Here is a 24705-nt window from a genome sequence, read left to right as displayed (position 1 = left end):
GAGGTTCATGTGAACAAGCCGTTTACCCGAAACCGTAAAACAATGCTCATTTTGCTGAAGCGCTGCTTTAAATATTTTTCCTTGCTCATTGTGCTCATCGCGATGATCACCCCATTATTCATGAAGTCCTATTCACTGGCCAAGCAGTCTACGATTGAGCAGAGCAATCTGAGATTGAAGGAGGGAATGGATTCCCTGGAGGACCAGATTATCAAGGCACAGGAAATTACGAACATCTTGCAGCAGGAGGAAACCTTTAAACACCTGTTTTTTTTGGAGGGCCCGCCCACCAGTGAATATTACGTGGATATGAATACCCTTCAAAACAAATTGAAAAGTCTGTCCCTGACCCAGGATATGCTGTCCAATGTATACATCATGTTTCGGGACAATCCCGTTTTTATCTCCAACTACATTTCGTCTGACGATTACGCGAATGTGTACAATTTGTATTTTAACTATCCCGAGCTGCCGGTGGGTCAATTTCATGATTTACTGTTTAAGGGAAATGCGCTGGTACGGTTGCTGCCATCTATGAAAACGGTTTCTTCTTATTATAACCGGGGCAGCTTCAACGGTTTGACGGCCATCATCAGCAATTCCTACTTTAACGCTACAGATCAGAAAAGTGTGATGGCTATTGTATTGGATGAAGCGGATATGATTCGCAATATTCTGCGCGAGGCCGATCTTGACGATCATTTCGCCTACATGGCCGACAGCCAGCAGCAGCTGCTGTTTTCGCATAACTACGCGGACAGTGAAGTGCTTAACCATGCCGAAAATATGGAAGAGATCACCCTATCCTCGAAGAAGTATATCACGCTTACCTATACCACTCCCAAGCTGGGACTGCAAACCGTCATTGGAATTCCGCTCTACACCTTCCAGCAAAATGTGAATGCCATCCTGGAATTGGTCACCCTCTACATCCTGATCGGCGCTGCCGTTATTGTGCTTCTGTCTGTGCTTTTTTCCATGAAGGAGACGTTGTGGTTGAAAAGGCTGGTGGAGGTTGCCTCCGATTCCACGGATACCAAGTTCAACGCCCGCAATGAATATTCGTACATCGATCATGCCTTTACCCATATCAGTGCTATCAATAAGGAGCAGCTGGACAAAATTGACTACCTGAATACGTCCGTCAAGAACTCGGTGCTGAAGCATTTGTTGATGCTTGGTGTGTATACGGAGCGGGAGAAGGAGGAGGCGGACAGCTATTTCGGGCAGCAATTTCAACGGTTTTGCGTGGCGAAGGTGGGATTTCGTCTGGATGAGAGTGATCAGGGCACCCGCAATATCCAGCAGAGGCTTGTCATTGAGCTGGAGCAATTGGTTAAGGAGACCATCAAGCATGAGTATACGGTGCTTAACTTCCATTCTAATGAAGTCATATTCGTTCTATTCCCGGAAGAAGAGATTACCATCGAGGTCATCAAGGATCAGCTGTCCGAGATGATCAGGGCGATGAAGAGCGAGCTTTTTTTGACCATAAATGTGGGGCTGAGCCGGATTGCCCAAGGCAATATGAATGCCAAGGCAGCGTATCAGCAAGCGAAGTATGCCTTCAGCAGCAATGAAAATGAGATTTCCAGCGGTGTTTATTTGTACGAGGCTTTGGCGGAGCAGACGGACAGCCAGATTTTTGACATGACGCTGCTGTTGAAGCTGAATGATGCCCTGATTGCCGGTGAAAAAGGAATTGTAAGCCGGCTGTTTGAGGATAGCATCCAAGGCTGTATGATGCGTCCGGCAACAGAGCAGCAGCTGCAAATGTTCTTCCTGCACCGGCAGGCTGTTTATAATGCCTACCGGATGATCGTCCATGAAGTAATAGATTCCGAAAAACGCTCCGTCATAACCATTCCTCAGTATGATCAGGTAACAGAGATAAGCAAGCTGTTTCTGGAGCTCAAACAGGCCGCGCTGCAAATATGTGATTATGTCGGTATGAACAAAAGGAGCAACAATGAACGGCTGAAGGTGGATATTCTCCGCTACATTCAGGACCATCATGGAGAGCTGTCGCTGTCGGCCAGCAGCATTGCCGAAGGCCTGCTTATTTCAGAAAAGTATGTTTTCTCCTTCATCAAGGAGCAGACCGGAAAAAGCCTGGGAAAATATATCGAGGAGATCCGCATCAATAATGCGGAGCGGTTACTTTTGGAGACGGATTATCCCAACAGCAAAATTCTGCACATGTGCGGATTCGGCAGTGAAAATACATTTTACCGCTCCTTCGCCAAAAGACATGCTGTTTCACCTAATGCCTGGCGGGAAATGAACAGAAATTTGCATCAGAAGCCATAGTGGAGCCTGGGCAGGATGCATTTTCCTTGTCCGGGATTTTCCGCATTCTCCTTGGCCTATCTATAGTCCGTACGGTAATGAAGCGGCGCTGTTCCATACCTTTTCTTGAATATCCGGCAAAAGTAGGTCACATCCGCATAACCGACCTTACTGGATATTTGGCTTACCGGCAGGGAGGTAGTCAGCAGCAGCAGGCTGGCCTCCTCCAGCCTTTTTTTGTTGATGTATTCGGTGATGGTATTGCCGGTATGGCTGCGGAACATTCTGGACAGATAGCTGGGAGACAGGTGAATCTCCGAGGCCAGCTTCTCCAGTTGGAATTGCTCCTGGTAATGCTGCTCCAGCCAATCCATGACGATCTCAATATGCCTGGAGGCCCTCGGCTGAAGGAGGTGGCCGGGGAGATGGCTGCCGGCAATGATTCTTGTCTGGAGATAGGAGAGGAAGGGGGCGAGAAAGGAGAAAAAATGCTGCCTCCGGTCCGAGTGAGGAGTCAAGGCAAGGGTTTCGTTCAGAAGGCGGAATTGGCTGACCAGCTCCAGATCCTGCCTCTCATTCAGCAGGAATACTTGCTCCTCCGGCTGCAAATGAATCAGGGAGGAGATGAAGGCATGTATGGACGGGAACAGAGCGCCAAAACGTTCATCCAGAGGCAGCTTGATTTTGAGAAGGGTACGGGTATAGGGAATATCCATATTGAAAGAATGGATCTGGAAAGGCTGATAAAACAACAGCATATGCGGCTCGATCCTGTATTGACGGCCGTTTAGGATAAGCTGGCCCATCCCTTCATGAACATAAAGGAATTCCATTCCCTCGTGAGCATGGATAAATTCTACCGGATGATCCTGGAAACGGTTGGCATAGGTAAACAAGAACACATCAAGCCAAGGCATGGGCGTTAACTGAATCATATGTATGCCTCCTCCTCTTGAAATCAACCATGTGCAGCCGACCGTTCCGCGGCCAGATGAAGAAGAATATCCCACTTTGCAGGCGCATCCGCATTGTAGCATAAATCAATATGTAAGCGCTACCGCGAAGTGGGAAAGGAAGTTCAATTCTTTCAAAAATTCCTATATCCGCCCCATGGTACAATTTGAATGAGTTATATTCAAACATAAGGAGGAATAAGGATGGTTTTTCGAAAAGCTTCGAGGGTTTTGCTTGTTTGGTTATGCGCTGTATTAATGCTGAGCTTCAGCTTTCCGGGGATGCTGTCGGCGGCAGCCGATCCGGAGGATGTGCCGGCAGGTGTTGAACTGACGGTTGACGCCGGCACAGTGGTGGCCCCGATGAAGGATACCATTCGTGGTACAAACATCGGACTGTGGACGAATAACGAATTTCATCCAGTTAGCAGCCGGTCAGAGAGGTATGTAAATTTAATCAAGGAGGCGGGGATTACTCTGGTGCGCTTTCCCGCCGGCAGTGAAGCCGACAGCATCTACTGGGACAGGACCAACTCCTATAAGTGGTACCAAGGGCCAAGTCCTTATGCCAAGACGCTGACAGCAGCTACCTTCGACAGCTATATGGACATGCTTCATGTGGTGGGGGCGGAGGCGCTGGTAACGGTGAATGCCAGGATTAACAACAGTGCGATGGCAGCAGATATGGTGCGATATGCCAATGTGGAGAAGGGCTACAACATAAAATACTGGGAAATTGGCAATGAGCCCGAATACTACAGCGGTGAGTTCAAAATCACCCCTGTGCAGTTTGCCCTCCGGATAGAGGAGTATACGGCTGCCATGAAGGCTGTAGATCCGTCCATTATCATCGTGGGTCCGGCCAATGGCGGTATCACGGGTTTGATGACGGGTTGGGTAAAGCCCACTTTAGAAAAGCTGCATACGGACAATAAGCCGGTGGATGCCATATCTGTCCATTGGTATCCGCTGGCGGGAGATCAGACCAATCCGGGGTCCTCTGCCTTTCCGAGCATTGAGAATCTGCTCACCTATGAAGGAACCGATTGGCAGCCATCCTACATGAACTGGGCGGACAAGGTAGCTGAAACCATGCCTGTGGATAATTTGATCAATTACCGCAATCAGTATGCCCCCAATGCCCTGATTGGGTTGACCGAATTGGGACAAGTCACCTCCAAGGGAGAAGGAGTTGCAGACAGCCTGGCAGGAGCTGTATGGCTTGCCGATATTTTAGGCAGATTTGCTTACCATCAGGTGGATTATATTACCCAATTCCTGCTTCAGGGTGACCAGACGTATTCCTTATTCAATATCGCCAAGGAGCTTCGGCCCGCTTATTATGTCTATCCCCTTATCACCCGTTACTTCGGTGACACCCTGCTGTCATCCAGCAGCAGCGACAACCAGAATTTCACCGTGTGGGCCAGCAAACGTACAGGAGAGGACAATAAGCTGTATGTCATGGTTATCAATAAGAATATAACCGAGGATTTGCCGGCAACGCTCAATCTTGCCCAATTTAATCCGCAATCTGCCGCATCGGCCTGGGTGCTCAATGGTCCGGCTGCCAATGCATTAACCGGGACCAATATCAACGGAGTCCAAGCAGCGGCTAACGGTACGCTGGGTGAAATTCCCGGTGCCCCTGTTTCAGGAGTGTCAGACAGCTTTACCAGAACCTATCCTGCCCATTCCGTTACTGTAATGGAGCTGACGGCCAAACCGGAGACCAAACAATCCACCCGCTACCTGGGGCAATATACGGAGGGAGTCAGTGAAAGGAAGACGGCAAAGGATTTTCCCGGAAATGCTACCCATACACCGGAGGGCTTCGGCAAAATATGGGCCACCGGATCAACCCAATTCAAAGTAAATATCCCCGAGACCGGCGTTTATGACTTCTCGGCGCTTGCTTACGGGGAAGGGGGCAATCCATCCTTTAATGTCCTGTTAGACGGACAGAGCGTTCCCGGCGCTTCGTGGGGCCTGACCAATAGCTGGAAGCAGTATCAGGGAAGTCTGGGAACGGTAACCGCCGGTATGCATACGATTCGAATTCACAACAATAGTCCGGCCGGTAATAATCTGGATCTGGCGCATCTGGATATCGTTGGCGCGGCACCGGCTCCGTTCAGCCAGATATTACCGGCTAACAATGCCACTATTGACTCCAGATCTGTAGTGCTGGATTGGAAGCAAACTATTGGAGGAAAGCTGTTTGCCCCCTTCGGAGCAGATGACTATTTTCTCACGGTAGCGGATAATCCGCAGTTTACCAATCCTGTGGTGAATAGAAGAGTCACTGCGACCAGCTATGAGTTAACTGGCCTGCAATATAATAAAACGTATTACTGGAAGGTGACTGCTAATAATACCAACGGCTTAACCCCCTCTGAAGCCGTGTTCAGCTTCACTGTGGATGGCGAAGCTGCCCGTTTTTGGGCCTCCTATGCAGATGGTGTCCAGGAGAGGAAAGCACCTTCCGACCTGCCTGGCAATCCGGTGAATACCCCTCAAGGATGGGGAAGAGTCGGGCCGGGGGAATCAGCCAAATGGTCTGTTCATTTCCCGGAAACAAAGGCTTATAATGTGACAGCCAGTGTATATGGCGAGGGTATGAACCCCTCCTTTCAATTGAAAATCGATGGTCAGAGCATCCCTGGCGCATCGTGGACCGCAGGAAACGCTTGGAATGCGTACACCGGCAGCCTGGGAACTGTTCCGGCAGGCATCCATACGGTTGAGCTCAGCAACAGTAGTACCTTGGAAGGGAGCGGCATCAATGTTTCGCATCTGGATATACTGGGTGCGGCTCCGGCTTTATTCAGCCTCGCTTCTCCGGCAAATCATGCAGCTGCGGGGCCAACTGTAACACTAGACTGGGCGCAGCAAGTGGATGGCAGGCAGTTTGCTCCCCAGGGAGCAAATGACTATACGGTTATGATCGCCGATAATGCAGGGTTTGCCAATCCGGTGTTGGAAACCACCGTTAACTCTACCAACCTGCTGGTGAATGATTTGGCCTACAGCTCTACGTATTATTGGAAGGTCATCGCCAATAATGCCAACGGCATCACGTCATCAGGAACAGCCTTCAGCTTTACGACCCCTGCAGTTCCTGCGGCTCCTGTGTTTACCCGCCATCTGGCTCAATATGCCACTGCCATGAGTGAACGGAAGCTGGCAGGGGATTATCCGGGAAACAGCAGCAGCACCCCCAATGGATGGGGCAAGATCTGGATGAGCGCGTCCGGTAAATGGTCTGTCCATATTCCCCGATCAGGCAGCTACAATGCTGTTATCCGGGCATTAGGGGAAGGCACCGCCACAATGGAAGTAAAAGTGAACGGAGTGACGGTTCCTGCTTCCTCCAGGGCTCTGACCAACAAGTGGGTGGATTATACAATAAGCTTGGGTGCACTCTCTGCAGGTAAGCATACTGTGGAAATCCGCAACAGCAGTGCCACTACAGGCAATAATGTGGATGTGGCCTGGCTGGATATCGCCGGGGCGGCACCTGCTCCCTTCACCTTGATGCAGCCGGCGAATGACGCCATCATGGATCCAGCAGCTGTGACGCTGGATTGGACCCAGGTGGTGGGCACCAAAGCCTTTGCTCCCTTCGGTGCAGCGCAATACAGTGTGGTTGTTGCCGATAATGCCGGGCTGCTTAATCCCATTATCAATGCCACTGTAACCGGGACCACCTATCAAGTGGATAACCTGCAGTATCAATCCACGTATTATTGGAAGGTGACCGCCCATAATGCCAATGGCTCTACACCGGCCAACGCTGTATTCCGCTTCAACACACCAGCTGCACCGGAAACATACGCAGCAGCCCGTTATCTGGGACAATACGCACCATCGATGACGGAAAGAAAAGCGGCAGCGGATTATCCCGGCAATACCAAGGATACACCAAACGGGTGGGGCAAAATCTGGATGAGCGCTTCAGGTAAGTGGACTGTCCATGCTCCGCGTACGGGTATCTACATCGCCGATATCCGGGCTTTAGGAGAGGGCACAGCAACCTTCGAGGTGAAAATTGACAGTGTGGCGGTTTCCCGCTCTTCCCGGACTCTGACCAACAAATGGGCAGATTATCAAGTAGGCCTGGGAGTTATGACAGAGGGCAATCATACAGTGGAGCTTCGAAATGCCAGTTCCGTAACCGGCAACAACGTGGATGTGGCCCATCTGGATATCTATGGGGCAGCACCTGGCCCATTCACCTTGATGCAGCCTGTGAATGGAGCAACGGTAAATCCGGCAGCTGTTACCTTGGATTGGACACAGATCGTTGGCAGCAGGCCATTCGCCCCTTTCGGTGCTGACTCGTACCAGGTTGAAGTCGCCGATAATGCCCAGTTGATCAATCCGATCATTAGCACCACTGTTACGGGAACCACCATTCAAGCAAACAATCTTTCGCACCAGGCCACCTATTATTGGAGGGTGACAGCTAATAATGCCAATGGCTCAACAGCAGCCGATTCCGTATTCCGCTTCACGACCGAGTAAGAAGAGGTAGTCAATCCATTCCGGTTCAAACGCTCACGTATTTGCGGGTATTTCCCTCCCGTACAACACGTGGGCGTTTTTGCGGGCGGGGAACTAAGAGACTGCGACGAAATAAAGTACCGCTAATTTGCTGACAAAACTTCCTGAGGGCTTTCCCAAAGGAAAGCCAGCTTCGTAAGCATCAGCTAACCATGGAGATTTTGTCAGCAAAAGCGGGTACTAATTTCCTCGCAGCTCCTAAAATTGTCTTTACTGTGTTCTTCCCCCTATTTACAATGGAAAATGAGATATAAAATCTTACTGTGTGAGAGTGTCATACAGAAATGCCAGTAGCCAATTCATACCCAATGACAGCAGATCTGAGGAATATCTGTATAAAGAAATTACGGAGCAGGTTATATTGAAAGCGGTTACGATAAGGAATGCACACATAAAAAGGAGGCGCTTTAGCTTGAAGAAAAAAGAAGCTTCATTCGGAAAAAGGTTTGCGGCTGCTGCTTTGCCTGTAGCCCTGGCGATTACGATGCTGGCCGGCTGCCAGTCCAAGGAGGAGCCCAAGGCGGCAGGAACAAGCCCTGCCGTCAATGAGGCCAGACCCAAAATAACGGTGGCCGTCACAGCCAATCCCAATGTGGAGGATTACGAAACTAACTTTTATACGAAGAAGATTGAAGCGGAAATGAATGTGGATTTGGATTTTGTTGTACTGCCCAGCAATGTGAATGAAGCCAAAACCAAGCTGTCCCTGATGATCTCCTCCGGACAGCCCCTGCCTGATGTGATTAACTTTTATCTGGATGCCACTACGTTGAACGACTATGCCACCAAGGGTGTCATTGTGAAGCTGGATGAGTATTACAAGAACCCCGCTCTTGCCGTGAATTTCAACAAAATCCCGGAGAAGGATTTTCTCCTGAAGAAATTGCAGCTTGCCGACGGCAATGTCTATTCCCTGCCCAAGTATATTAAGCAGGAATGGAATGAAGGCCCCAACCGCGCATGGATTAACACAGAATGGCTGAATAAATTGAATTTGCAGACCCCTACCACCACGGAGGAGCTTTATCAGGTTATGAAGGCCTTTGTGGATAAGGATGCCAACGGAAACGGCAAGAAGGATGAGATCGGCATGGTAGGCTCCAAGGACGGTTGGGCGCAACGGCCATTGGTTTATCTGATGAATTCCTTTATTGAAGCCAACCCCGACAGAAGCTTCTTCTATCTGAAAAACGGGAAGATTACCCCTGCCTTTACCCAGCCGGAATGGAAGCTGGGATTGGAATATATGAATAAGCTGGTCAAAGAGAATCTGTTATCCCCGTTAAGCTTTACCCAGGATCAAACGCAAATGAAAGCTCTGATTAACACCAAGGGCGGTATGGTGGGGATTGTGCCTTCAGGCAGCTACAGCGCATTCGATCCTGCCATTCTGGAGAATAAAATGACGCTTCTGTCACCCATGAAGGGACCCCAGGGGATTGCCTATTCACCCCGGAATGAAACCCTGCCGGATAAATTATGGGTTGTCACCAAGAATGCTAAGAACCCGGAGCTGGCCTTTAAGGTGGGGGATTACATGCTGGGTGCGGAGCCTTCCTTGATAAACCGTTACGGTGAAAAAGGAGTGGACTGGTCTGATGATCCGGCCATTGCTTCCCAGTATGTTGGGGAATTCGATGAAAGCGAAGGCTTGAAGGCTAAATATGCGGTGCTGAATCCGAAAATTTGGAACAATCCGCAAAACAAGCACTGGAACCAAATGTCTCCCGGTTATATTCCTTCCGAGGTTTCAAAGGCGGTTTCAGCACTGAAAAAGGGCGACACCAATGCTTCGCCTAACTGGCAACCCTTGTTCGCCAATCTTTATGTGCCTTTCTTCCCCAAGGAGCCGTTGTCCGCTCTCAGCTTCAACTCGGAGGAGCTGAAGAAAATCGCCAATAATAAAACGGCTATTGATCTGTATGTGAATGAGAGTGCAGTCGCCTTTATTACAGGCAACAAGCCGTTGTCCCAATGGGACGCGTATTTGAAGGAACTGGCCAAGATGGGGCTGGAGGATTATGTCGCAACCTCCCAGATCGCTTATGACAGAAGCAAATAACAGCGAAGGAGCCATTCCTCAACCGGCTGGAGGGACCAAAAGCATGTTATCCGAGAGCTTTAAGAAGCAATATTTGCAGAATTGGCAGCTGTATATATTCCTGCTGCCGTCCCTCGCCTTTATCCTTACCTTTGCTTACGTTCCCATGGCGGGGATTCAGATTGCATTTAAGGAGTACAACTTCAACCTGGGGATATGGGGCAGCGAATGGGTAGGATTAGCCAATTTCCGGCGGTTTTTTGACTCGTATCAATTCACGACTCTGCTGTGGAATACGGTCTCCCTTTCCTTTTATGCTCTAATAGCAGGATTTCCTCTGCCTATTATCTTTGCTCTGCTCCTTAATTCCTTCACCAGTGCCAAATACAAGAAGCTGGTACAGTCCATCTCCTACATGCCGCATTTTATCTCCACCGTGGTTATTGTCGGTATGCTTATCCAGCTGTTTAATCCGAGAACGGGGGCATTTGGCGCATTGTTCACCCTCTTCACCGATTCCATGCTCCCGGATGCCTTCGGAAAGCCCGGCGCTTTCCAGCACCTGTACGTATGGTCGGGCATTTGGCAGGGCATCGGCTGGGGCAGCATTATCTATATCGCCGCCCTGTCTGCTGTGGATGAGGAGCTTCACGATGCGGCTCAGATCGATGGGGCTACCCGCTTCCAAAGAGTCCGGCACATCGATTTTCCGTCTATCCTGCCAACAGCAACGATTATGCTGATCCTGTCGGTAGGGCATATCATGGATGTAGGCTTCGAAAAAGTATATTTGATGCAGAATGACTTGAATATTTCCAAGAGTGAGGTTATTTCCACGTATGTATATAAAGTGGGTATGACCATCGGTTCAGGTGATTTTTCCTTTGCTACAGCCATTGGGCTGTTTAACTCCCTGATCAATTTCGCTCTGCTGATCACCGTTAATCTGGCATCCAAAAAATTCAGCAATACAAGTCTCTGGTAGCTAGGGGGAGGAGAGAATCATATGGCAGCAGGAAAAATAAAATATTCGGCCTCAGATCGTATCTATTTCGGCATCTCAGGCTTTCTGTTAACCTTCGTGCTCATACTGGTATCCTATCCGCTGATTTATGTGTTATCGGCCTCCTTCTCCTCAGGAAGCGCGGTTTCCTCAGGGAAGGTACTGCTTTGGCCGGTGGATTTCACACTGGAGGGTTATCGGGCGGTTTTCAAGAACAAGGATATTGTCGGGGCCTATTTAAATACCATTTTCTACACATTCGCAGGTACGGCGTTGAATGTGACTATGGTGATGACCTGTGCCTATGCGTTATCCAGGCGTACGTTAAAGGGACGGAATGTGTTTATGTTTATTTTTACCTTTACGATGTTTTTCGGTGGCGGTCTGATTCCCTTTTATATTCTGCTGAAGGACCTGGGCATTCTGAATACAAGATTGGCCATGATCGTACCCGGTGCCTTATCCGTGTACAACATGATTATTGCCCGAACCTTTATCCAGTCCTCCATTCCCCATGAGCTTCTGGAGGCGGCAAAAATAGACGGCTGCAGTGACTTCCGCTACTTTTTCTCCATTGTGCTGCCCTTGTCCAAGGCGGTTATTGCCGTCATTGCCCTGTTCTCTATGGTTGGCCATTGGAATGCTTATTTCAACGCCTTGATGTTCCTGAATGAGAGAACCTTATATCCGCTGCAGATTATTCTGCGTGAAATTCTGATCATGAATCAATATGATCCTACGATGGTTATTGATCCTGAGCTGCAGGCTGCCAATGCCCAGGTAGCTGCCGTGTTAAAGTATGCACTTATTGTCGTAGCTACAGTTCCTATTCTCTGCGTGTATCCGTTTATTCAGAAATATTTTGTGAAAGGGGTTATGATTGGTTCGCTGAAGGGATAAGAAAAAAATGTAAATAATGTAAAATATAATCAGGATGGCAACGGCAGGCTGCTGAAACACGGATGCAGCCTGTTATTGCCATTCAGGGGAGGAAGCCATGGAATCGAGGACTCTTAACGTCCCCCAATACGGTCGGGCGGAGCTAACCCTGCACACAACGTCCGCCTTCGGCAATCCCTATACGGATGTAGATCTGAAGGTGGAATTTACGCTGCCGGATGGTTCGATCATTCTTGCAGACGGCTTTTATGACGGGGGGAACTGCTTTCGTGCCCGGGCTTATGCTTGCAGATGTGGGGTATGGAGGTGGCGCTCTTTGTCCAGCCACCCGGATATGGACGGACAGGCGGGAGAGTTCGCAGTGCATCCCTCACTTCTGCCGGGAAAGCTGCGGATACACCCGCGGGACCCTTATCAGTTTGCTTATGACAATGGGGAATGGTTTCTTCACATCGGCGATACGGGATACCGTTATCTGGCGTCTGCGGAAGCTGGGTGGCAGGAATATCTCGATCAGGCCGCTGCCTGCGGCTTCACCAAAATCCGCACCTGGTTCAGTCTGGGACGCAGCGATGTCAAGAATCTGCTGGAGCATAATCGAAAGCGGCTGAATCTGGCATATTGGCAGGAAATGGACCGCAGGTTGGCCTATGCCTGGAGCCGCTATCCCAGGGTGATGCTCCAGCTTATTCCCTTCGGCGAGGACCTGGAGGAGGTGCTGAATTATGGCGAGGGGGAGGAGGGCGCCCGGCTGATTCTGAAGAATGCTATCGCCCGCTTCTCCGCCTATTCCAATGTGCAGTGGTGCTTCTCCAATGATCTGCAGCTGGAAAGCAGTTTCTCGGGCAAGTCGGAGCGGGCAGGACAGGAGCGGGAAATGGAAATGGCCGACCGGCTTAAAACGTCCATTAACAGGGTTGGCGGGGACTCCGCCGTAATGGAGCCGTGGGGAACGCTACGGACCAATCACCAAAGCCGTTTCTCCGGCTACTCCTTCCTGGATGCTCCCTGGTCGGACCTGATTACGCTGGAGGATTTGGGTCAGGTGGACGGTGCGGCCTTGCTCCACTACCGCTCTCTATCCGCGCAGCCCGCTGTGCTGGATGAGGATCGTTATGAATCCTGGCGGGCCCCATGTCATCCGCGGTACTTCTTCCGCCGTCTTATGTGGGCGTCGCTGTTGTCCGGAGGCCACGCCACTTATGGAGGCTTGCGCACATGGGATGCTTATGATGGAGACTTGTGCGGCATGCAGGGGTATTTCAAAGCCTGCGGGGACGGTAAGCTGTCGGAGGGAGCCCATGACTTCGTCCATATTCACCGCTTCTTCCGGGAGACCGGTCTGTCTCTGGCGGGTATGATCCCGGATGATGGGGCGGCCGGTGCTGATCCGTTGCGGTGGAAGGCATGCAGGGACCAAGCGGGCTGCACGTGGATCATCTATCTGGCCAATCCCGACCAGTATGAGGGCCATGCGCCGGACGGCTTCGATGGTCTCTATACCGACGAACTGGCAGCACCGTCATGTGAACCGGCTTCTGTAGCACTACCCGCGTATGTCCTGGCAAACGCAGTCTCCGCCTGGTACAATCCCTCCACAGGGCAGTGGATCGAAGCTGACGGTAGCAAGCCGGTGATGATTTCGCCGGGTGGAGGGGATTGGGTGCTTTTGGTACGGGGTGGACAGGCCGTTTAGAGTAGATATGAACCCGGCTCCGGTAGCGGGTTCTTTCTTTTTATTCCTGGAAAATTTATCCCGGACGGAGTATACTGACAGCGATTCATTCATATCCGCTTATGGGCAGGGGAAGGAAAAATCTACTATATGATTCTTTGGATAAACGGGGCCTTCGGCTCCGGCAAAACGACCAGTGCCTATGAATTGCACCGGCGGCTGCCGGGTTCATTCGTGTATGACCCGGAGAATATCGGTTATTTCCTGTTTAAGAATATGCCGCGCCGGCTGCGGATGAAGGATTTTCAGGATTATCCCCAGTGGCGGCTGTTCAATTATGAGATGCTGAAGGACCTGGCGGGAAGGTTTGACGGGGTGATCATTGCCCCCATGACGGTAACCCACCCGGAATATTTCGACGAAATCATCGGCAGGCTGCGGCGGGAAGGGTTTGAGGTCCAACACTATATCCTGTCTGCGGAACGGCCGGTTCTGGAGAAGCGTCTGAACAAACGGCTCCAGAGGGGCGAAACCTGGGCCAAGGCGCAGATTGACCGCTGCCTGTATGCGTTTACCCACCATATCACGGAAGAGAAAATTATGACCGATCAACTCAGCATAGATGACGTGGTTCAAGAAATTGCCTCAAGAAGCGGACTGGTGCTGCTGCCGGACTACAGAAGCCCGTTGAAGAAGTGGAAGGACCGCATGTTTACGCTTCTCCGCCATATTCGCAAATAATGGTCCATTCCATAAGGAGGCCTGTACCATGGCCCTTGTCAAATCCCCCGGTGGCTCCATCTTTCCTTATTTCTACAAGAACGGAGAGATCCATTGTTTGAAATACGGCAGCTATTATGAACAAGAAGAGGCGCTAATCCGGCTGATGAAGGAAGAGGAGATGTTTTTGCTGAACCAGCCCAAGCGGCTTCCGGTTTGGGTGGACCTGTACAAAACCAAGCTCAACCCCCGGGTGCTGGGGGCTCTGCTGAATAACCTGGACACCCTCCAAAGCCGTATCCTCCGATTAGCTTTGGTTGGGATGTCCTTCGGGGCTAAGCGGAAGTGGGAGCGGCTCCTTAAGAACCGGGAAAGCGGATTTCCCTTTACAATCCGCCACTACAGCGACCCGGAGGAGGCCAAAACCTGGCTGGTGGGGGAGTGAGGCTAGCTTTTTTTGTCCAGCTTCCGGTACTGCAGCGCTTCGGCCAGATGGTTCAGCAGGATATCCCCGGAGCCTTCCAGATCGGCAATGGTTCTGGCCAGCTTAAGCACGCGGTCATGGGCGCGGACGCTTAAGCCCATGACCTGGAAGGCAGAGGCCAAGAGAGCCTCCGCTTCCGGAGCCGGACGGCAGAATTGGCGCAGCGCCCGGCCGCTCAGCTCTCCGTTGTACCGGTAAGATGATCCCTCATAACGCCGGTCCTGGATGCGCCGGGCAGACATCACCTGTTCACGCATCTCCTGGGAGGATAAATGGCCGCCCGTATCGGTAAATGCCAGATCCTCATAGCGGGTGCGCGGCACCTCCACATGGAGATCGATCCGGTCCAGCAAGGGGCCGGATATCCGGGAGCGGTAATGCGCCACCTTAAGCGGCGAGCAGGTGCAGGCCTCTGTGTCCGACTCGGTTCCGTAGAATCCACAGGGACAAGGGTTCATGGAGGCCGTCAGCAAAAAGTGGGCCGGATAGGTGTAGGTGGCCCGGGCCCGCCCGATGGTGACCTTTCGGTCCTCCAGCGGCTGGCGCAGCACCTCCAGGGACAAACGGCTGAATTCCGGCAGCTCATCGAGAAACAGCACACCATGATGAGCCAGGCTGATCTCGCCGGGCTTGGGGACGGACCCGCCGCCGGCCAAACCGCTGGGGGATACCGTATGATGCGGGGAGCGGAAGGGCCGCAGACGCAGCAGCTGGCCCCGGTCTGTCAGCCTGCCCGCCACACTGTAGATTTTGGTAACCTCTAGTGCTTCCTCATCATCCATCTCCGGCAGAATGGTGGGAAGCCGCCGCATCAGCATGGTTTTGCCTGTGCCCGGAGGCCCGATAAATAAGAGATTATGCTTGCCGGAGGCTGCAATCACCAGCGCCCGTTTGGCTTGGTGCTGCCCGCAGACATCCGCGTAATCCTCTTCTGAAGGCAGTCCGCTGCCAGAGTCCGCTGTTCTGCCCGCACTTGAAGGCTCCACAGACTCTTGCGTTTCCGCCCACACCCGGGTCAACACCAACGGATCCGCCAATTCCCGCAGCTCCCTTATCGTCACTACCTCCAACAGCCCCACAAGAGCAGCCTCCCTGGCATTTTCTATAGGCAGCACCACCCGCCTCAGCCCTTGCCGGGCAGCCTGATGCACCATGGACAGCACGCCCGACACCGGGCGCAGGGAGCCGTCCAGCGCCAGCTCTCCGATCCACAGGGTATCCGCCGCATCCTCTAACCGGATTTGCCCGCTGGCCTCCAGAATCCCCGCAGCAATGGCCAAGTCGAAGGCAGAGCCCTCCTTGCGCACATCCGCCGGAGCCAGGTTCACGGTTATCCGCTCCATTGGGTAAGTAAAGCCGCTGTTACGGATGGCCGCCCGCACCCGTTCCGTAGACTCCCGGATGGCGTTGTCCGGCAGACCCACCACCTGAAAAAACGGCAGGCCGTTGGCAATGTCCGTTTCCACCTCCACCAGCACACCGTCAATTCCGGCCACACAAGCACTCATTAATTTTCCGTACACGAAAAAGCACCCCCGGGACTATACCGGCCTGCGCCGTATGGCACAGTCAGTAAGAAGTCGGCAAGAGGTGCTTCCATCATAACCGTTTGAATTTATCTTACAGCAGCCGCAGCTGAATGTAAACAGGCTGAGGGACGGCCATCTAATATGAGTTAATACCGGAAGCTCGGGTTAGGGGCTGCGCTACCGGTGAGACATTGCTCAAACATTTCGATCAGTGTCAGGAACCGTTCTGCCTCGCGGTAAACATGATCCGCCAGCAGGGGATGGATGATGCTTTTGATCCGGCAGGCTTCAATGAGATCCCGGGCGGTTTTTTTGAAATCGCGCAGGCTGGTGACCGAAACCTTATTCTGGTCCAAAAACTGACTGAGGAGAGGCGGTGTTTGGGACTGGGGCCGCATAGAGCTGAGATCCAGAGCCTGCCACAGCAATTGGTCGAAATCATGGCTGAATTCCCTGGCCTGCTCCACCAGCTTTCGCTCAGAAGGATCCAGCAGATGGCTGATGAATTTGGCGTGATCGGCCATGATTTTGAGGAAAAACACATTCTCGTCGATAATCGCATCAGGCAGAGGCTCCAGGCAGCCTTGGTTCAGCTCAACCAGGCGGCTCCGGAAGTAATTGGCTTCTCTGCTGACGTGGTCCACCAGAAGGGGGAAGTTATTGCCGCCGGGCAGCTTGCAGCTTAATATCAGCCCCAATATCTTTCGCTTGAAGGCCCAAATGTGGGTTGCAGCAGTAAAAACTTCGGTGTTGAATTTGCGGATTTGCTCGGGGTCAGTGGCCGGCGAAAATGCATGGGATCTTGCTTCAATCTGCTCAAACAGGGCATAAAATCCGTTTGCCTCCTGAATCAACTGCGTGTCCTCACACCGAAAGCCCAGCTTCAGAAATAAAGAGTGCTCCTTCATGATTCTCGACCAAAACTGGATTTCGTCCAAGGAGCGCATCACAAAACCATCCACTGCCAGCCACCTCCCGTTTCTTCAAGTAATGTTTATGTTTCCTTTTCTTTTCCAATGACACATGATGAATTCTTTCCCTTGACAGTCAACATGAGCTTGCATTAAGATAAGTTAAATTCAGGAAAAAGAAAGGAGCGTGAGCGGGGATGAATAAGCTAATCTTTTCATTTACATTTAAAAGCATACGGCCCCGCTGCGTGTCCTTTTTCCAAATCCGTCTCTCCATAGCTGTGGGGGACATATAGGCAGAGCCGTGATGTGAACGGATTTGTCCGGATTGGAAAAGACCGCTGGGGAGCCGGCGGTCTTTTTATATTTTTGGAGGAATAAAAAAAGGCGAGGAAATAGAAGAAAAAGGGTTGACATCTATAAAATACCATGATAATATCAATTGTGTAAAGCGGTAACGCGTTAAACTTAAGAAGCGGTTAAAGACAACGATGAACGAAAAATTCTGGTGAAAGGAAGGGATAGGCGATGAGATTCCGGTCATTTTATGAGCATGAACGATTTAGTCACTTTTTTTCAAGCCTATTTCATACCCTGCATCAGTATATTTTACGTACATCGTTGGGGCTGTCCAATCCTTCGGCAAGGAGGACGGAGCTGACGTGATCATGAATCACGGACTGATTCTTCTTTGAATCCGTAGATCCGTAGATCCATAGAACCGTACGTAAAAGGCTGCTTGCATCCGGCAAGTGGTCCATTTGCACATACTTTTCCAAGGCTGAACCTGGAGAACAAGTGCAAGTGGCTACGGCTAAACAAGCGGTTTTTTTGTACCCCTACACGGAACGTATGTTCCTGTTTACTTTTTCAAGTTTAAGGCGCTTTTGGCAGCAATGGTTGGATAGCTCAGTTGGTAGAGCGATGGTTTGAAGAACCATGCGTCGCCGGTTCAAACCCGGCTCCGACCACCATGGGATCATGGCGAAATGGCTACCGCGGCGGGGCACGACCCCGTTATCACCGGTTCAAATCCGGTTGATCTCCACATATATGAAATTTCTTTAATGGAGGCTAAGCACATGAAACAGCGGCGCAGGACCGATATCGGCAGACAAACCTGGGTCCGGAGCCCGGTTACCAGAGTCAAACCCAATAAAAAAGGGAAGGGCTCTTATAACCGCAGCCGGAAAGAGAGTGGAGAATAAATGGTGTATTTCTCGGGCAATCGCAGATTTAGACAAAATAGTAATCCTTTTGACGGGATACAAAAGTGCGGATTTCATCCCTGGTGAGCAGTGGACATTCCGCAAAGCTGCCCACATACCGTTCCGGCCTGAAGCGGCTGCGGATATGCAGCATTCCTGCCCGTCGTATCTGCCGGCGGAGCGGAAGGTCCTCCATAAGGGAATGCCATAAGATCACTCCTTCCTGAATACTATATTCTTCTAAAATTCTGGAAGAGTGATAGTTTTTTCATCCCGCATAAACCTATTTTCCGTTGGCTCTTCCAAGAATAGATACACCTGTCTCTGGGGAATACTGGGGATAGAGGTGAGCATAATGACAGATAACCAAATGCAGGATAAGCCTTATTTTTGCCCCAATTGCCGTTCCAACCGGGTGAAGTTCAACGTGGTGACCACTTATAGCCAAAGCTTCATGAAGGATGCCATTACAGGCTCCGTAACGGTCCAGGAGGATCCGCTGCAGATTGCGGAACCGGAGCCGAATATTCAATGCCGGGTGTGCGGATTTACCGGTAATGAGCTCCGTTTTGTGAAGCAGGCGGAAAGGGAGCCGCGGCAAAACACCAATCCCGGACAAGGGCTGTAATGATGCAGGAACAGGCCAAAACACCGTGCTCACTGGAGCCGGTGTTTTTTTCTTAAAAATAATGATTCCCATTTAAAAATAAAGGCAAAGTTTCTTCGGACGTGATACAATATGAAAAGATTTTCTAAATTGTCATAATTGACGATTGTGTGAAGGATTATTTACCCAGGAAGGCGAATAAGGATTCAAGATGCATGACCCTGTTTCATAATGAATGAGGGAGGACTCGAAGCCATGAATATCCACGAGTATCAGGGCAAGGCTGTTTTGAAGCAGTACGGAGTCGCGGTTCCCGATGGCATTGTTGCGTTTTCAGCGGAAGAGGCAGTGGAAGCAGCTAAGGCTTTGGGGACGACCGTGGTTGTGGTGAAGGCGCAGATTCATGCCGGAGGCCGAGGGAAAGCGGGAGGAGTCAAGGTGGCCCGCAACCCCGATGAGGTCCGCAGCTTTGCCGAACAGATCCTTGGTAAGGTGTTGGTCACTCATCAAACCGGCCCTGAGGGCAAGGTGGTCAAGCGGCTTCTGATTGAACAGGGCTGTGACATCAAGAAGGAATATTACATCGGCGTGGTGGTGGACCGGGCAACAGGCCGGGTGGTGATGATGGCCTCCGAGGAAGGGGGCACCGAGATTGAAGAGGTGGCTGCCCATTCCCCAGAGAAGATTTTCAAGGAGGTCATAGATCCTGCTGTTGGACTTCAGGCCTTCCAGGCCCGGAAGCTGGCATATGCGATCCGCATTCCGGATAAGCTGGTGTCAAAGGCTGTCGGATTTATGACAGCGCTTTATCATGCCTTTATCGATAAGGATTGTTCCATTGCGGAGATTAATCCCCTGGTGGTCACCGGCGACGGCCAGGTGATGGCGCTGGACGCCAAGCTGAACTTCGACTCCAATGCGCTTTACCGGCACCCGGATATCCAGGCGCTGCGGGATTTGGACGAAGAGGACGAGAAGGAGATTGAAGCCTCCAAATTCGATCTGTCCTACATTGCGCTGGACGGCAATATCGGCTGTATGGTCAATGGGGCGGGCTTGGCTATGGCGACGATGGATATCATTAAATATTACGGTGGGGAACCGGCGAATTTCTTGGATGTGGGCGGCGGCGCGACAGCGGAGAAGGTGACCGAGGCCTTCAAGATCATTCTGAAGGATGAGAAGGTTAAGGGGATTTTCGTTAATATATTCGGCGGGATCATGCGCTGTGATGTGATTGCGGGAGGTGTCATCGAAGCGGCGAAGCAGGTGGGGTTGGACCGCCCGTTGGTAGTCCGTCTCGAGGGTACCAATGTGGAGCAGGGCAAGCGGCTTCTCGGGGAATCCGGGCTGAACATCATTGCCGCGGATTCCATGGCTGACGGCGCGCAGAAGATTGTGGCACAGGTAGGCTAATCGATATCCTTCCGGGAGGGCGGTTATTATGAGTATTCTGGTGAACAGGCATACCAAGGTAATCACGCAGAACATGACAGGGACCACAGGCATGTTTCATACCAAGGGCGGTCTGGAGTACGGAACCCAGATGGTGGCCGGGGCGGTTCCGGGCAAAGGCGGGCTGCAGGTGGATTTTTCCTTGGAAAATGGGACAACGGTCCAGCTTCCGGTGTATAATACGGTGAGCGAGGCCAAGGAAGCCACAGGCGCCAATGCTTCGGTGATTTATGTACCCCCCGCATTCGCGGCGGATGCCATCATGGAGGCGGTGGACGCAGACCTGGATTTATGCATCTGCATAACGGAGGGAATTCCGGTGCTGGATATGGTCCGTGTGAAACGGTTCATGGAAGGCAAACGCACCCGGCTGATCGGCCCCAACTGTCCGGGGGTCATCACGCCCGGAGAGTGCAAAATCGGCATTATGCCCGGATATATCCATATGCCCGGCCATGTAGGAGTGGTTTCCCGCAGCGGGACTCTGACCTATGAGGCGGTCCATCAGCTGACTACCCGGGGCATCGGGCAATCCAGTGCAGTGGGCATTGGCGGCGATCCGGTAAAGGGCTCCGAGTTTATCGATATTCTCAAGCTATTTAATGAAGATCCGGATACCCATGCCGTGATTATGATCGGTGAAATCGGCGGTACCGCCGAGGAGGAAGCGGCGGAGTGGGTGGCCGCCAATATGACCAAGCCGGTGGTGGGCTTTATCGGCGGCCAGACCGCTCCCGCAGGCAAACGTATGGGTCATGCCGGAGCGATCATCTCCGGAGGCAAAGGCACGGCAGCGGAGAAGGTGGCGGTGATGGAGCGCTGCGGCATCCGCGTTGCACCTACTCCTGCGGAGATGGGGGCTACACTTGTCGCTGTTCTGGAAGACAAGGGCATTCTCCAGCATTGTGTCACCAGCTCATAATTATGTACGGATAGGCAAGCAGCCTTCCGATGATTCGCGTAACGCGCGGATCTCGGAGGGCTTTTTTATTTTTACCCCATCTTATTCTATTAAAGGAGACCGAAACTCTATGAATCATCATCATGTACTTGTGGCCTTGCACGAAATGGAAGGGATCGGCTGGAAAACCATCCAGCGGCTTACGGACTATTTTCCGGACCTGGAGGAGCTGGCCGGGCTTACCCCCGGACAGTTGGCTGCGCTGCGGTTGGCGCCTGGAAAGGCGGAGCTCTTGTCCAGAGGTTTGTCCCGGGACTATCTGAACCGGATGGAGGAGGCGTATGCCGATTCTGTGGTTGTACCTATCGCCCGGGGGGATGAGGAGTATCCCCCGCTCCTGAATGAGACGGCAGCACCCCCGTGGGTGATCTATACCATCGGGCGGCGGGAGCTATTGAAGAAGTACGCTATCGCCATGGTAGGCACCCGCACCCCTACAGTATACGGCAAAAGAATCGCCTCCCGGATGGCGGAGGAGCTGTCGTGCTCCGACGTCTGTGTGGTCAGCGGCCTGGCCAGAGGCATCGACGGGGAAGCACATGAGGGTGCGCTGAAGGAGGAGGGGAGCACTATCGCTGTTTTGGGCTGCGGCATTGATGTGATTTATCCCCGGGAGCATACCCTGCTTTACCGGAAAGTCGCCGAGCAGGGTTTGGTGCTGTCGGAATATCCCCCCGGCACACAGGCAGCACAGGGGCTGTTCCCCCAACGCAACCGGATTATCGCCGGGTTGACCCTGGGGACGGTGGTGGTGGAGGCGGCGGCCAGGAGCGGCTCTCTGATCACCGCCAAATATGCGGAGGGGGAATTTCGGGAGGTGTTTGCCGTCCCCGGCCAGGTCACGTCTCCCAAAAGCAGGGGCACCCATGATTTGATCCGTGAAGACGGAGCTAAGCTGGTCACCTCCGCGGCGGATATACTGAAAGAATTCGGGCACCTGCCGGACATGGGCCGGAATAGCCTGAAGACGATGGCGTACACTAGAGAATACCTTCCTGTACTCACTGCCGAAGAGGAGCGGGTGGCTGCGGTTTTGGCGGATGGCCCCGCATCCATCGACGAGCTGATAGAGCGCTTGCAAACAAATTTTGGACATTTGCATTCAATTCTGTTATCTTTACAGTTGAAGAAGAGGATCGGGCAACTTCCGGGCTCGTTATATATGCTTCTATCTTAAGTCCAACAGGATACATCGAGTATCCAGGGGGGAGGAAGGCAAATGGCAGACTCTCTAGTTATTGTGGAATCGCCCGCCAAAGCCAAAACCATCGGCAAATACCTAGGCAGCAAATATATCGTGAAGGCCTCTATGGGCCATGTCCGTGACCTTCCGAAGAGCCAAATGGGCGTCGAGTTTGACAACAATTTTGAACCCAAATATATTACCATCCGCGGCAAGGGGGATATCCTCAAGGAATTGAAGGATGCCCGCAAAAAAGTGAAAAAAGTCTATCTGGCGGCTGACCCTGACCGCGAAGGGGAAGCGATTGCCTGGCATCTGGCCCATTATCTGGATCTGGATGATACGGAAGAATGCCGAGTAGTATTTAATGAAATTACGAAGCAGGCTGTGAAGGATGCCTTTAAGACGCCACGGCCCATCAATAAGGACCTGGTTAACGCCCAGCAGGCCAGACGTATTCTGGACCGGCTGGTTGGCTACAAAATCAGTCCGCTGCTCTGGAAAAAGGTGAAGAAAGGCCTCTCCGCAGGCCGTGTACAATCCGTTGCGGTGAAGCTGATCAATGACCGGGAAGACGAAATTAAGGCCTTTATCCCGGAAGAATACTGGAGCATCACCGTTCAGCTCAAGTCCGGGTCCAATACCTTTGAAGCCAAGTTTTATGGCACGGGCGGACAAAAACAGGAGCTGCATACGGAGGCTGAGGTCCAGGCTATTCTCCAGGGTCTGGAGGGTGCTGACTTCATCGTATCCGAGGTGAAGGAGAAGGAACGGAGCCGCAATCCCTCCGCCCCCTTTATTACCAGTACGATGCAGCAGGAGGCCGCCAGAAAACTGAATTTCCGCGCATCCAAAACCATGTCCGTGGCCCAGCAGCTGTACGAGGGCATCGATTTGGGCAAAGAGGGAATTGTCGGCCTCATCACCTACATGCGTACGGACTCCACCCGGATTTCCCCGGTGGCGCAGGAGGAAGCCAAGGGCTTCATTGTGGAAAAATACGGCGAAGCCTATTATCCGGAAACACCTCGGCAATATATCAAAAAAGCCGCTAACGCCCAGGACGCCCATGAAGGCATCCGGCCCAGCTCAGTGCTGCGGACACCTGAGGAAGTCAAGGGATTCTTAAGCCGCGACCAATACCGGCTGTATAAGCTGATTTGGGAGCGTTTCGTCGCCAGCCAAATGTCCTCGGCAGTGATGGATACCATGACTGTGGATATTCTTGCAGGAGCCTCCATGTTCCGTGCCGTCGGCTCCAAGGTGAAGTTCCCCGGCTTCATGAAGGTGTATGTGGAAAGCAGCGACGAGGAAGCTCCTGCCGGCGATGAGGAAAAGTTCCTGCCGCCGCTGGCTAAGGACAATGTGCTGAAGCGTGAGGCAGTGGAGCCTAAGCAGCATTTCACTCAGCCGCCACCGCGTTACTCCGAAGCCCGTCTTGTACGTGCGCTGGAGGAAATGGGCATCGGCCGTCCCAGCACCTATGCGCCGATTCTCGAGACCATCCAGAAACGGGGCTATGTGGCTCTGGAGGAAAAGCGCTTTATCCCTACGGAGATTGGGGAATTGGTAAATGAATTGATGGAGGAATTCTTTCCGGAAATTCTGGATGTGGGCTTTACGGCCCAGATGGAAGAAGAGCTGGATCATGTGGAAGAAGGCCGGGAAGACTGGGTCAAGGTATTAAACGGTTTCTACAAATCCTTCGAAAAGCGGCTGGAGGTCGCCGAAGAGGAAATGAAGGAAATCGAAATCCAGGATGAGGTCTCCGACGAGCTCTGCGAGAAATGCGGACGCCACTTGGTTTACAAAATGGGCCGGTTTGGCAAATTCCTGGCCTGCTCGGGCTTCCCGGACTGCCGTAACACCAAGCCGATTATCAAGGGTACCGGAGTGGTTTGTCCCTCCTGCAATACAGGCAACATTGTGGAGCGGCGCAGCAAGAAGGGCAGAGTGTTCTTCGGTTGTGACCGGTATCCCGATTGCGATTTCGTATCCTGGGACCGTCCGGTGGGACGGAATTGTCCGGAATGCGGCCAGATGCTGATTACTAAAACCAACCGCAGTGGTACGGTTATCCAGTGCTCCAAATGTGACTACAAAGAGGAGCCTGAGGAGGAAGCTGCGGATTTCGAGGATTAAGGAGCTGCATAGGCAGTCTCTACACGGTCAGATGGCGTGCTTCTATTAATGATGGTATGCTTAAACGGCAGACTGCTC

17 protein-coding genes and 2 tRNA genes are annotated in these 24705 nt (G+C 52.0%); 16 read left to right on the top strand and 3 right to left on the bottom strand.

Annotated features, from left to right (window positions below):
- Positions 1 to 9 precede the first annotated feature (9 nt).
- A complete protein-coding gene (locus ACI1P1_RS02405) occupies positions 10 to 2310 on the top strand; it encodes a helix-turn-helix domain-containing protein (protein ID WP_416214740.1) in 2301 nt (766 codons plus the stop codon).
- A gap of 56 nt (positions 2311 to 2366) precedes the next feature.
- Here the strand turns inward: ACI1P1_RS02405 and ACI1P1_RS02400 are convergent, their stop codons facing one another.
- Positions 2367 to 3224, bottom strand: a complete 858-nt coding sequence (locus tag ACI1P1_RS02400; protein WP_416214739.1) for a helix-turn-helix transcriptional regulator — start codon at positions 3222 to 3224, stop codon at positions 2367 to 2369.
- A 222-nt stretch (positions 3225 to 3446) separates the two neighbouring features.
- On the opposite strand from ACI1P1_RS02400, the gene ACI1P1_RS02395 reads away from it, so the two are divergent.
- From ACI1P1_RS02395 to ACI1P1_RS02365, 7 genes are all read left to right on the top strand, one after another.
- Positions 3447 to 7769 carry a hypothetical protein gene (locus ACI1P1_RS02395; RefSeq protein ID WP_416214738.1) on the top strand — a complete coding sequence of 1441 codons (4323 nt, stop codon included), beginning with the start codon at positions 3447 to 3449 and terminating at the stop codon, positions 7767 to 7769.
- 451 nt (positions 7770 to 8220) lie between these two features.
- The gene (locus ACI1P1_RS02390; protein WP_416214737.1) at positions 8221 to 9870 is read left to right on the top strand and encodes a type 2 periplasmic-binding domain-containing protein; all 1650 of its coding nucleotides are present in this window, start codon (positions 8221 to 8223) and stop codon (positions 9868 to 9870) included.
- Positions 9871 to 9913: 43 nt separating this feature from the next.
- Positions 9914 to 10834: an ABC transporter permease gene (locus ACI1P1_RS02385; RefSeq protein ID WP_416214736.1), complete on the top strand. Its 921-nt coding sequence runs from the start codon at positions 9914 to 9916 to the stop codon at positions 10832 to 10834.
- A 21-nt stretch (positions 10835 to 10855) separates the two neighbouring features.
- Complete coding sequence (locus ACI1P1_RS02380; RefSeq protein WP_416214735.1) at positions 10856 to 11752, top strand: carbohydrate ABC transporter permease; 897 nt, start codon at positions 10856 to 10858, stop codon at positions 11750 to 11752.
- A gap of 97 nt (positions 11753 to 11849) precedes the next feature.
- A complete protein-coding gene (locus tag ACI1P1_RS02375) occupies positions 11850 to 13448 on the top strand; it encodes a DUF5060 domain-containing protein (protein WP_416214734.1) in 1599 nt (532 codons plus the stop codon).
- Between the two features lie 129 nt (positions 13449 to 13577).
- Entirely contained in the window at positions 13578 to 14168 is a 591-nt protein-coding gene (locus tag ACI1P1_RS02370) for an AAA family ATPase (RefSeq protein WP_416214733.1), read from the top strand.
- A 28-nt stretch (positions 14169 to 14196) separates the two neighbouring features.
- Entirely contained in the window at positions 14197 to 14592 is a 396-nt protein-coding gene (locus ACI1P1_RS02365) for a CBS domain-containing protein (protein ID WP_416214732.1), read from the top strand.
- Between the two features lie 2 nt (positions 14593 to 14594).
- On the opposite strand, the gene ACI1P1_RS02360 is transcribed toward ACI1P1_RS02365, so the two are convergent.
- A complete protein-coding gene (locus ACI1P1_RS02360) occupies positions 14595 to 16154 on the bottom strand; it encodes a YifB family Mg chelatase-like AAA ATPase (RefSeq protein ID WP_416214731.1) in 1560 nt (519 codons plus the stop codon).
- A 152-nt stretch (positions 16155 to 16306) separates the two neighbouring features.
- Positions 16307 to 17107, bottom strand: coding sequence for a DUF2935 domain-containing protein (locus ACI1P1_RS02355; RefSeq protein ID WP_416214793.1), 801 nt, complete (start codon positions 17105 to 17107; stop codon positions 16307 to 16309).
- 862 nt (positions 17108 to 17969) lie between these two features.
- On the opposite strand from ACI1P1_RS02355, the gene ACI1P1_RS02350 reads away from it, so the two are divergent.
- From ACI1P1_RS02350 to topA, 8 genes are all read left to right on the top strand, one after another.
- Positions 17970 to 18045: transfer RNA gene (locus tag ACI1P1_RS02350), tRNA-Phe, on the top strand.
- A gap of 1 nt (position 18046) precedes the next feature.
- Positions 18047 to 18118: transfer RNA gene (locus ACI1P1_RS02345), tRNA-Arg, on the top strand.
- Positions 18119 to 18153: 35 nt separating this feature from the next.
- Positions 18154 to 18279 (top strand): alternative ribosome rescue factor ArfA, encoded by a 126-nt coding sequence (arfA, locus tag ACI1P1_RS02340; RefSeq protein WP_416214730.1) that lies wholly within the window; start codon positions 18154 to 18156, stop codon positions 18277 to 18279.
- A 355-nt stretch (positions 18280 to 18634) separates the two neighbouring features.
- Positions 18635 to 18907, top strand: a complete 273-nt coding sequence (locus ACI1P1_RS02335) for a hypothetical protein (RefSeq protein ID WP_416214729.1) — start codon at positions 18635 to 18637, stop codon at positions 18905 to 18907.
- Positions 18908 to 19141: 234 nt separating this feature from the next.
- Entirely contained in the window at positions 19142 to 20302 is a 1161-nt protein-coding gene (gene sucC / locus ACI1P1_RS02330) for an ADP-forming succinate--CoA ligase subunit beta (RefSeq protein WP_416214728.1), read from the top strand.
- 28 nt (positions 20303 to 20330) lie between these two features.
- Positions 20331 to 21263 (top strand): succinate--CoA ligase subunit alpha, encoded by a 933-nt coding sequence (sucD, locus tag ACI1P1_RS02325; protein WP_416214727.1) that lies wholly within the window; start codon positions 20331 to 20333, stop codon positions 21261 to 21263.
- Positions 21264 to 21372: 109 nt separating this feature from the next.
- Complete coding sequence (gene dprA / locus ACI1P1_RS02320; RefSeq protein WP_416214726.1) at positions 21373 to 22479, top strand: DNA-processing protein DprA; 1107 nt, start codon at positions 21373 to 21375, stop codon at positions 22477 to 22479.
- Positions 22480 to 22521: 42 nt separating this feature from the next.
- A complete protein-coding gene (gene topA, locus ACI1P1_RS02315) occupies positions 22522 to 24627 on the top strand; it encodes a type I DNA topoisomerase (protein ID WP_416214725.1) in 2106 nt (701 codons plus the stop codon).
- Positions 24628 to 24705 lie beyond the last annotated feature (78 nt).

Source organism: Paenibacillus mesotrionivorans, assembly GCF_046098205.1.
GTDB lineage: Bacteria > Bacillota > Bacilli > Paenibacillales > NBRC-103111 > Paenibacillus_AR > Paenibacillus_AR mesotrionivorans.
This window is presented reverse-complemented; position numbering and strand designations above follow the sequence as displayed.

Excerpts from the sequence above, each read along its gene's own strand:
- ACI1P1_RS02400 (WP_416214739.1), bottom strand. The coding sequence starts at position 3,224 with ATGATTCAGTTAACGCCCATGCCTTGGCTTGATGTGTTCTTGTTTACC.
- ACI1P1_RS02395 (WP_416214738.1), top strand. The coding sequence starts at position 3,447 with ATGGTTTTTCGAAAAGCTTCGAGGGTTTTGCTTGTTTGGTTATGCGCT.
- ACI1P1_RS02385 (WP_416214736.1), top strand. The coding sequence starts at position 9,914 with ATGTTATCCGAGAGCTTTAAGAAGCAATATTTGCAGAATTGGCAGCTG.
- ACI1P1_RS02380 (WP_416214735.1), top strand. The coding sequence starts at position 10,856 with ATGGCAGCAGGAAAAATAAAATATTCGGCCTCAGATCGTATCTATTTC.
- ACI1P1_RS02375 (WP_416214734.1), top strand. The coding sequence starts at position 11,850 with ATGGAATCGAGGACTCTTAACGTCCCCCAATACGGTCGGGCGGAGCTA.
- ACI1P1_RS02370 (WP_416214733.1), top strand. The coding sequence starts at position 13,578 with ATGATTCTTTGGATAAACGGGGCCTTCGGCTCCGGCAAAACGACCAGT.
- ACI1P1_RS02365 (WP_416214732.1), top strand. The coding sequence starts at position 14,197 with ATGGCCCTTGTCAAATCCCCCGGTGGCTCCATCTTTCCTTATTTCTAC.
- ACI1P1_RS02355 (WP_416214793.1), bottom strand. The coding sequence starts at position 17,107 with ATGCGCTCCTTGGACGAAATCCAGTTTTGGTCGAGAATCATGAAGGAG.
- arfA (WP_416214730.1), top strand. The coding sequence starts at position 18,154 with ATGAAACAGCGGCGCAGGACCGATATCGGCAGACAAACCTGGGTCCGG.
- ACI1P1_RS02335 (WP_416214729.1), top strand. The coding sequence starts at position 18,635 with ATGACAGATAACCAAATGCAGGATAAGCCTTATTTTTGCCCCAATTGC.
- sucC (WP_416214728.1), top strand. The coding sequence starts at position 19,142 with ATGAATATCCACGAGTATCAGGGCAAGGCTGTTTTGAAGCAGTACGGA.
- sucD (WP_416214727.1), top strand. The coding sequence starts at position 20,331 with ATGAGTATTCTGGTGAACAGGCATACCAAGGTAATCACGCAGAACATG.
- dprA (WP_416214726.1), top strand. The coding sequence starts at position 21,373 with ATGAATCATCATCATGTACTTGTGGCCTTGCACGAAATGGAAGGGATC.
- topA (WP_416214725.1), top strand. The coding sequence starts at position 22,522 with ATGGCAGACTCTCTAGTTATTGTGGAATCGCCCGCCAAAGCCAAAACC.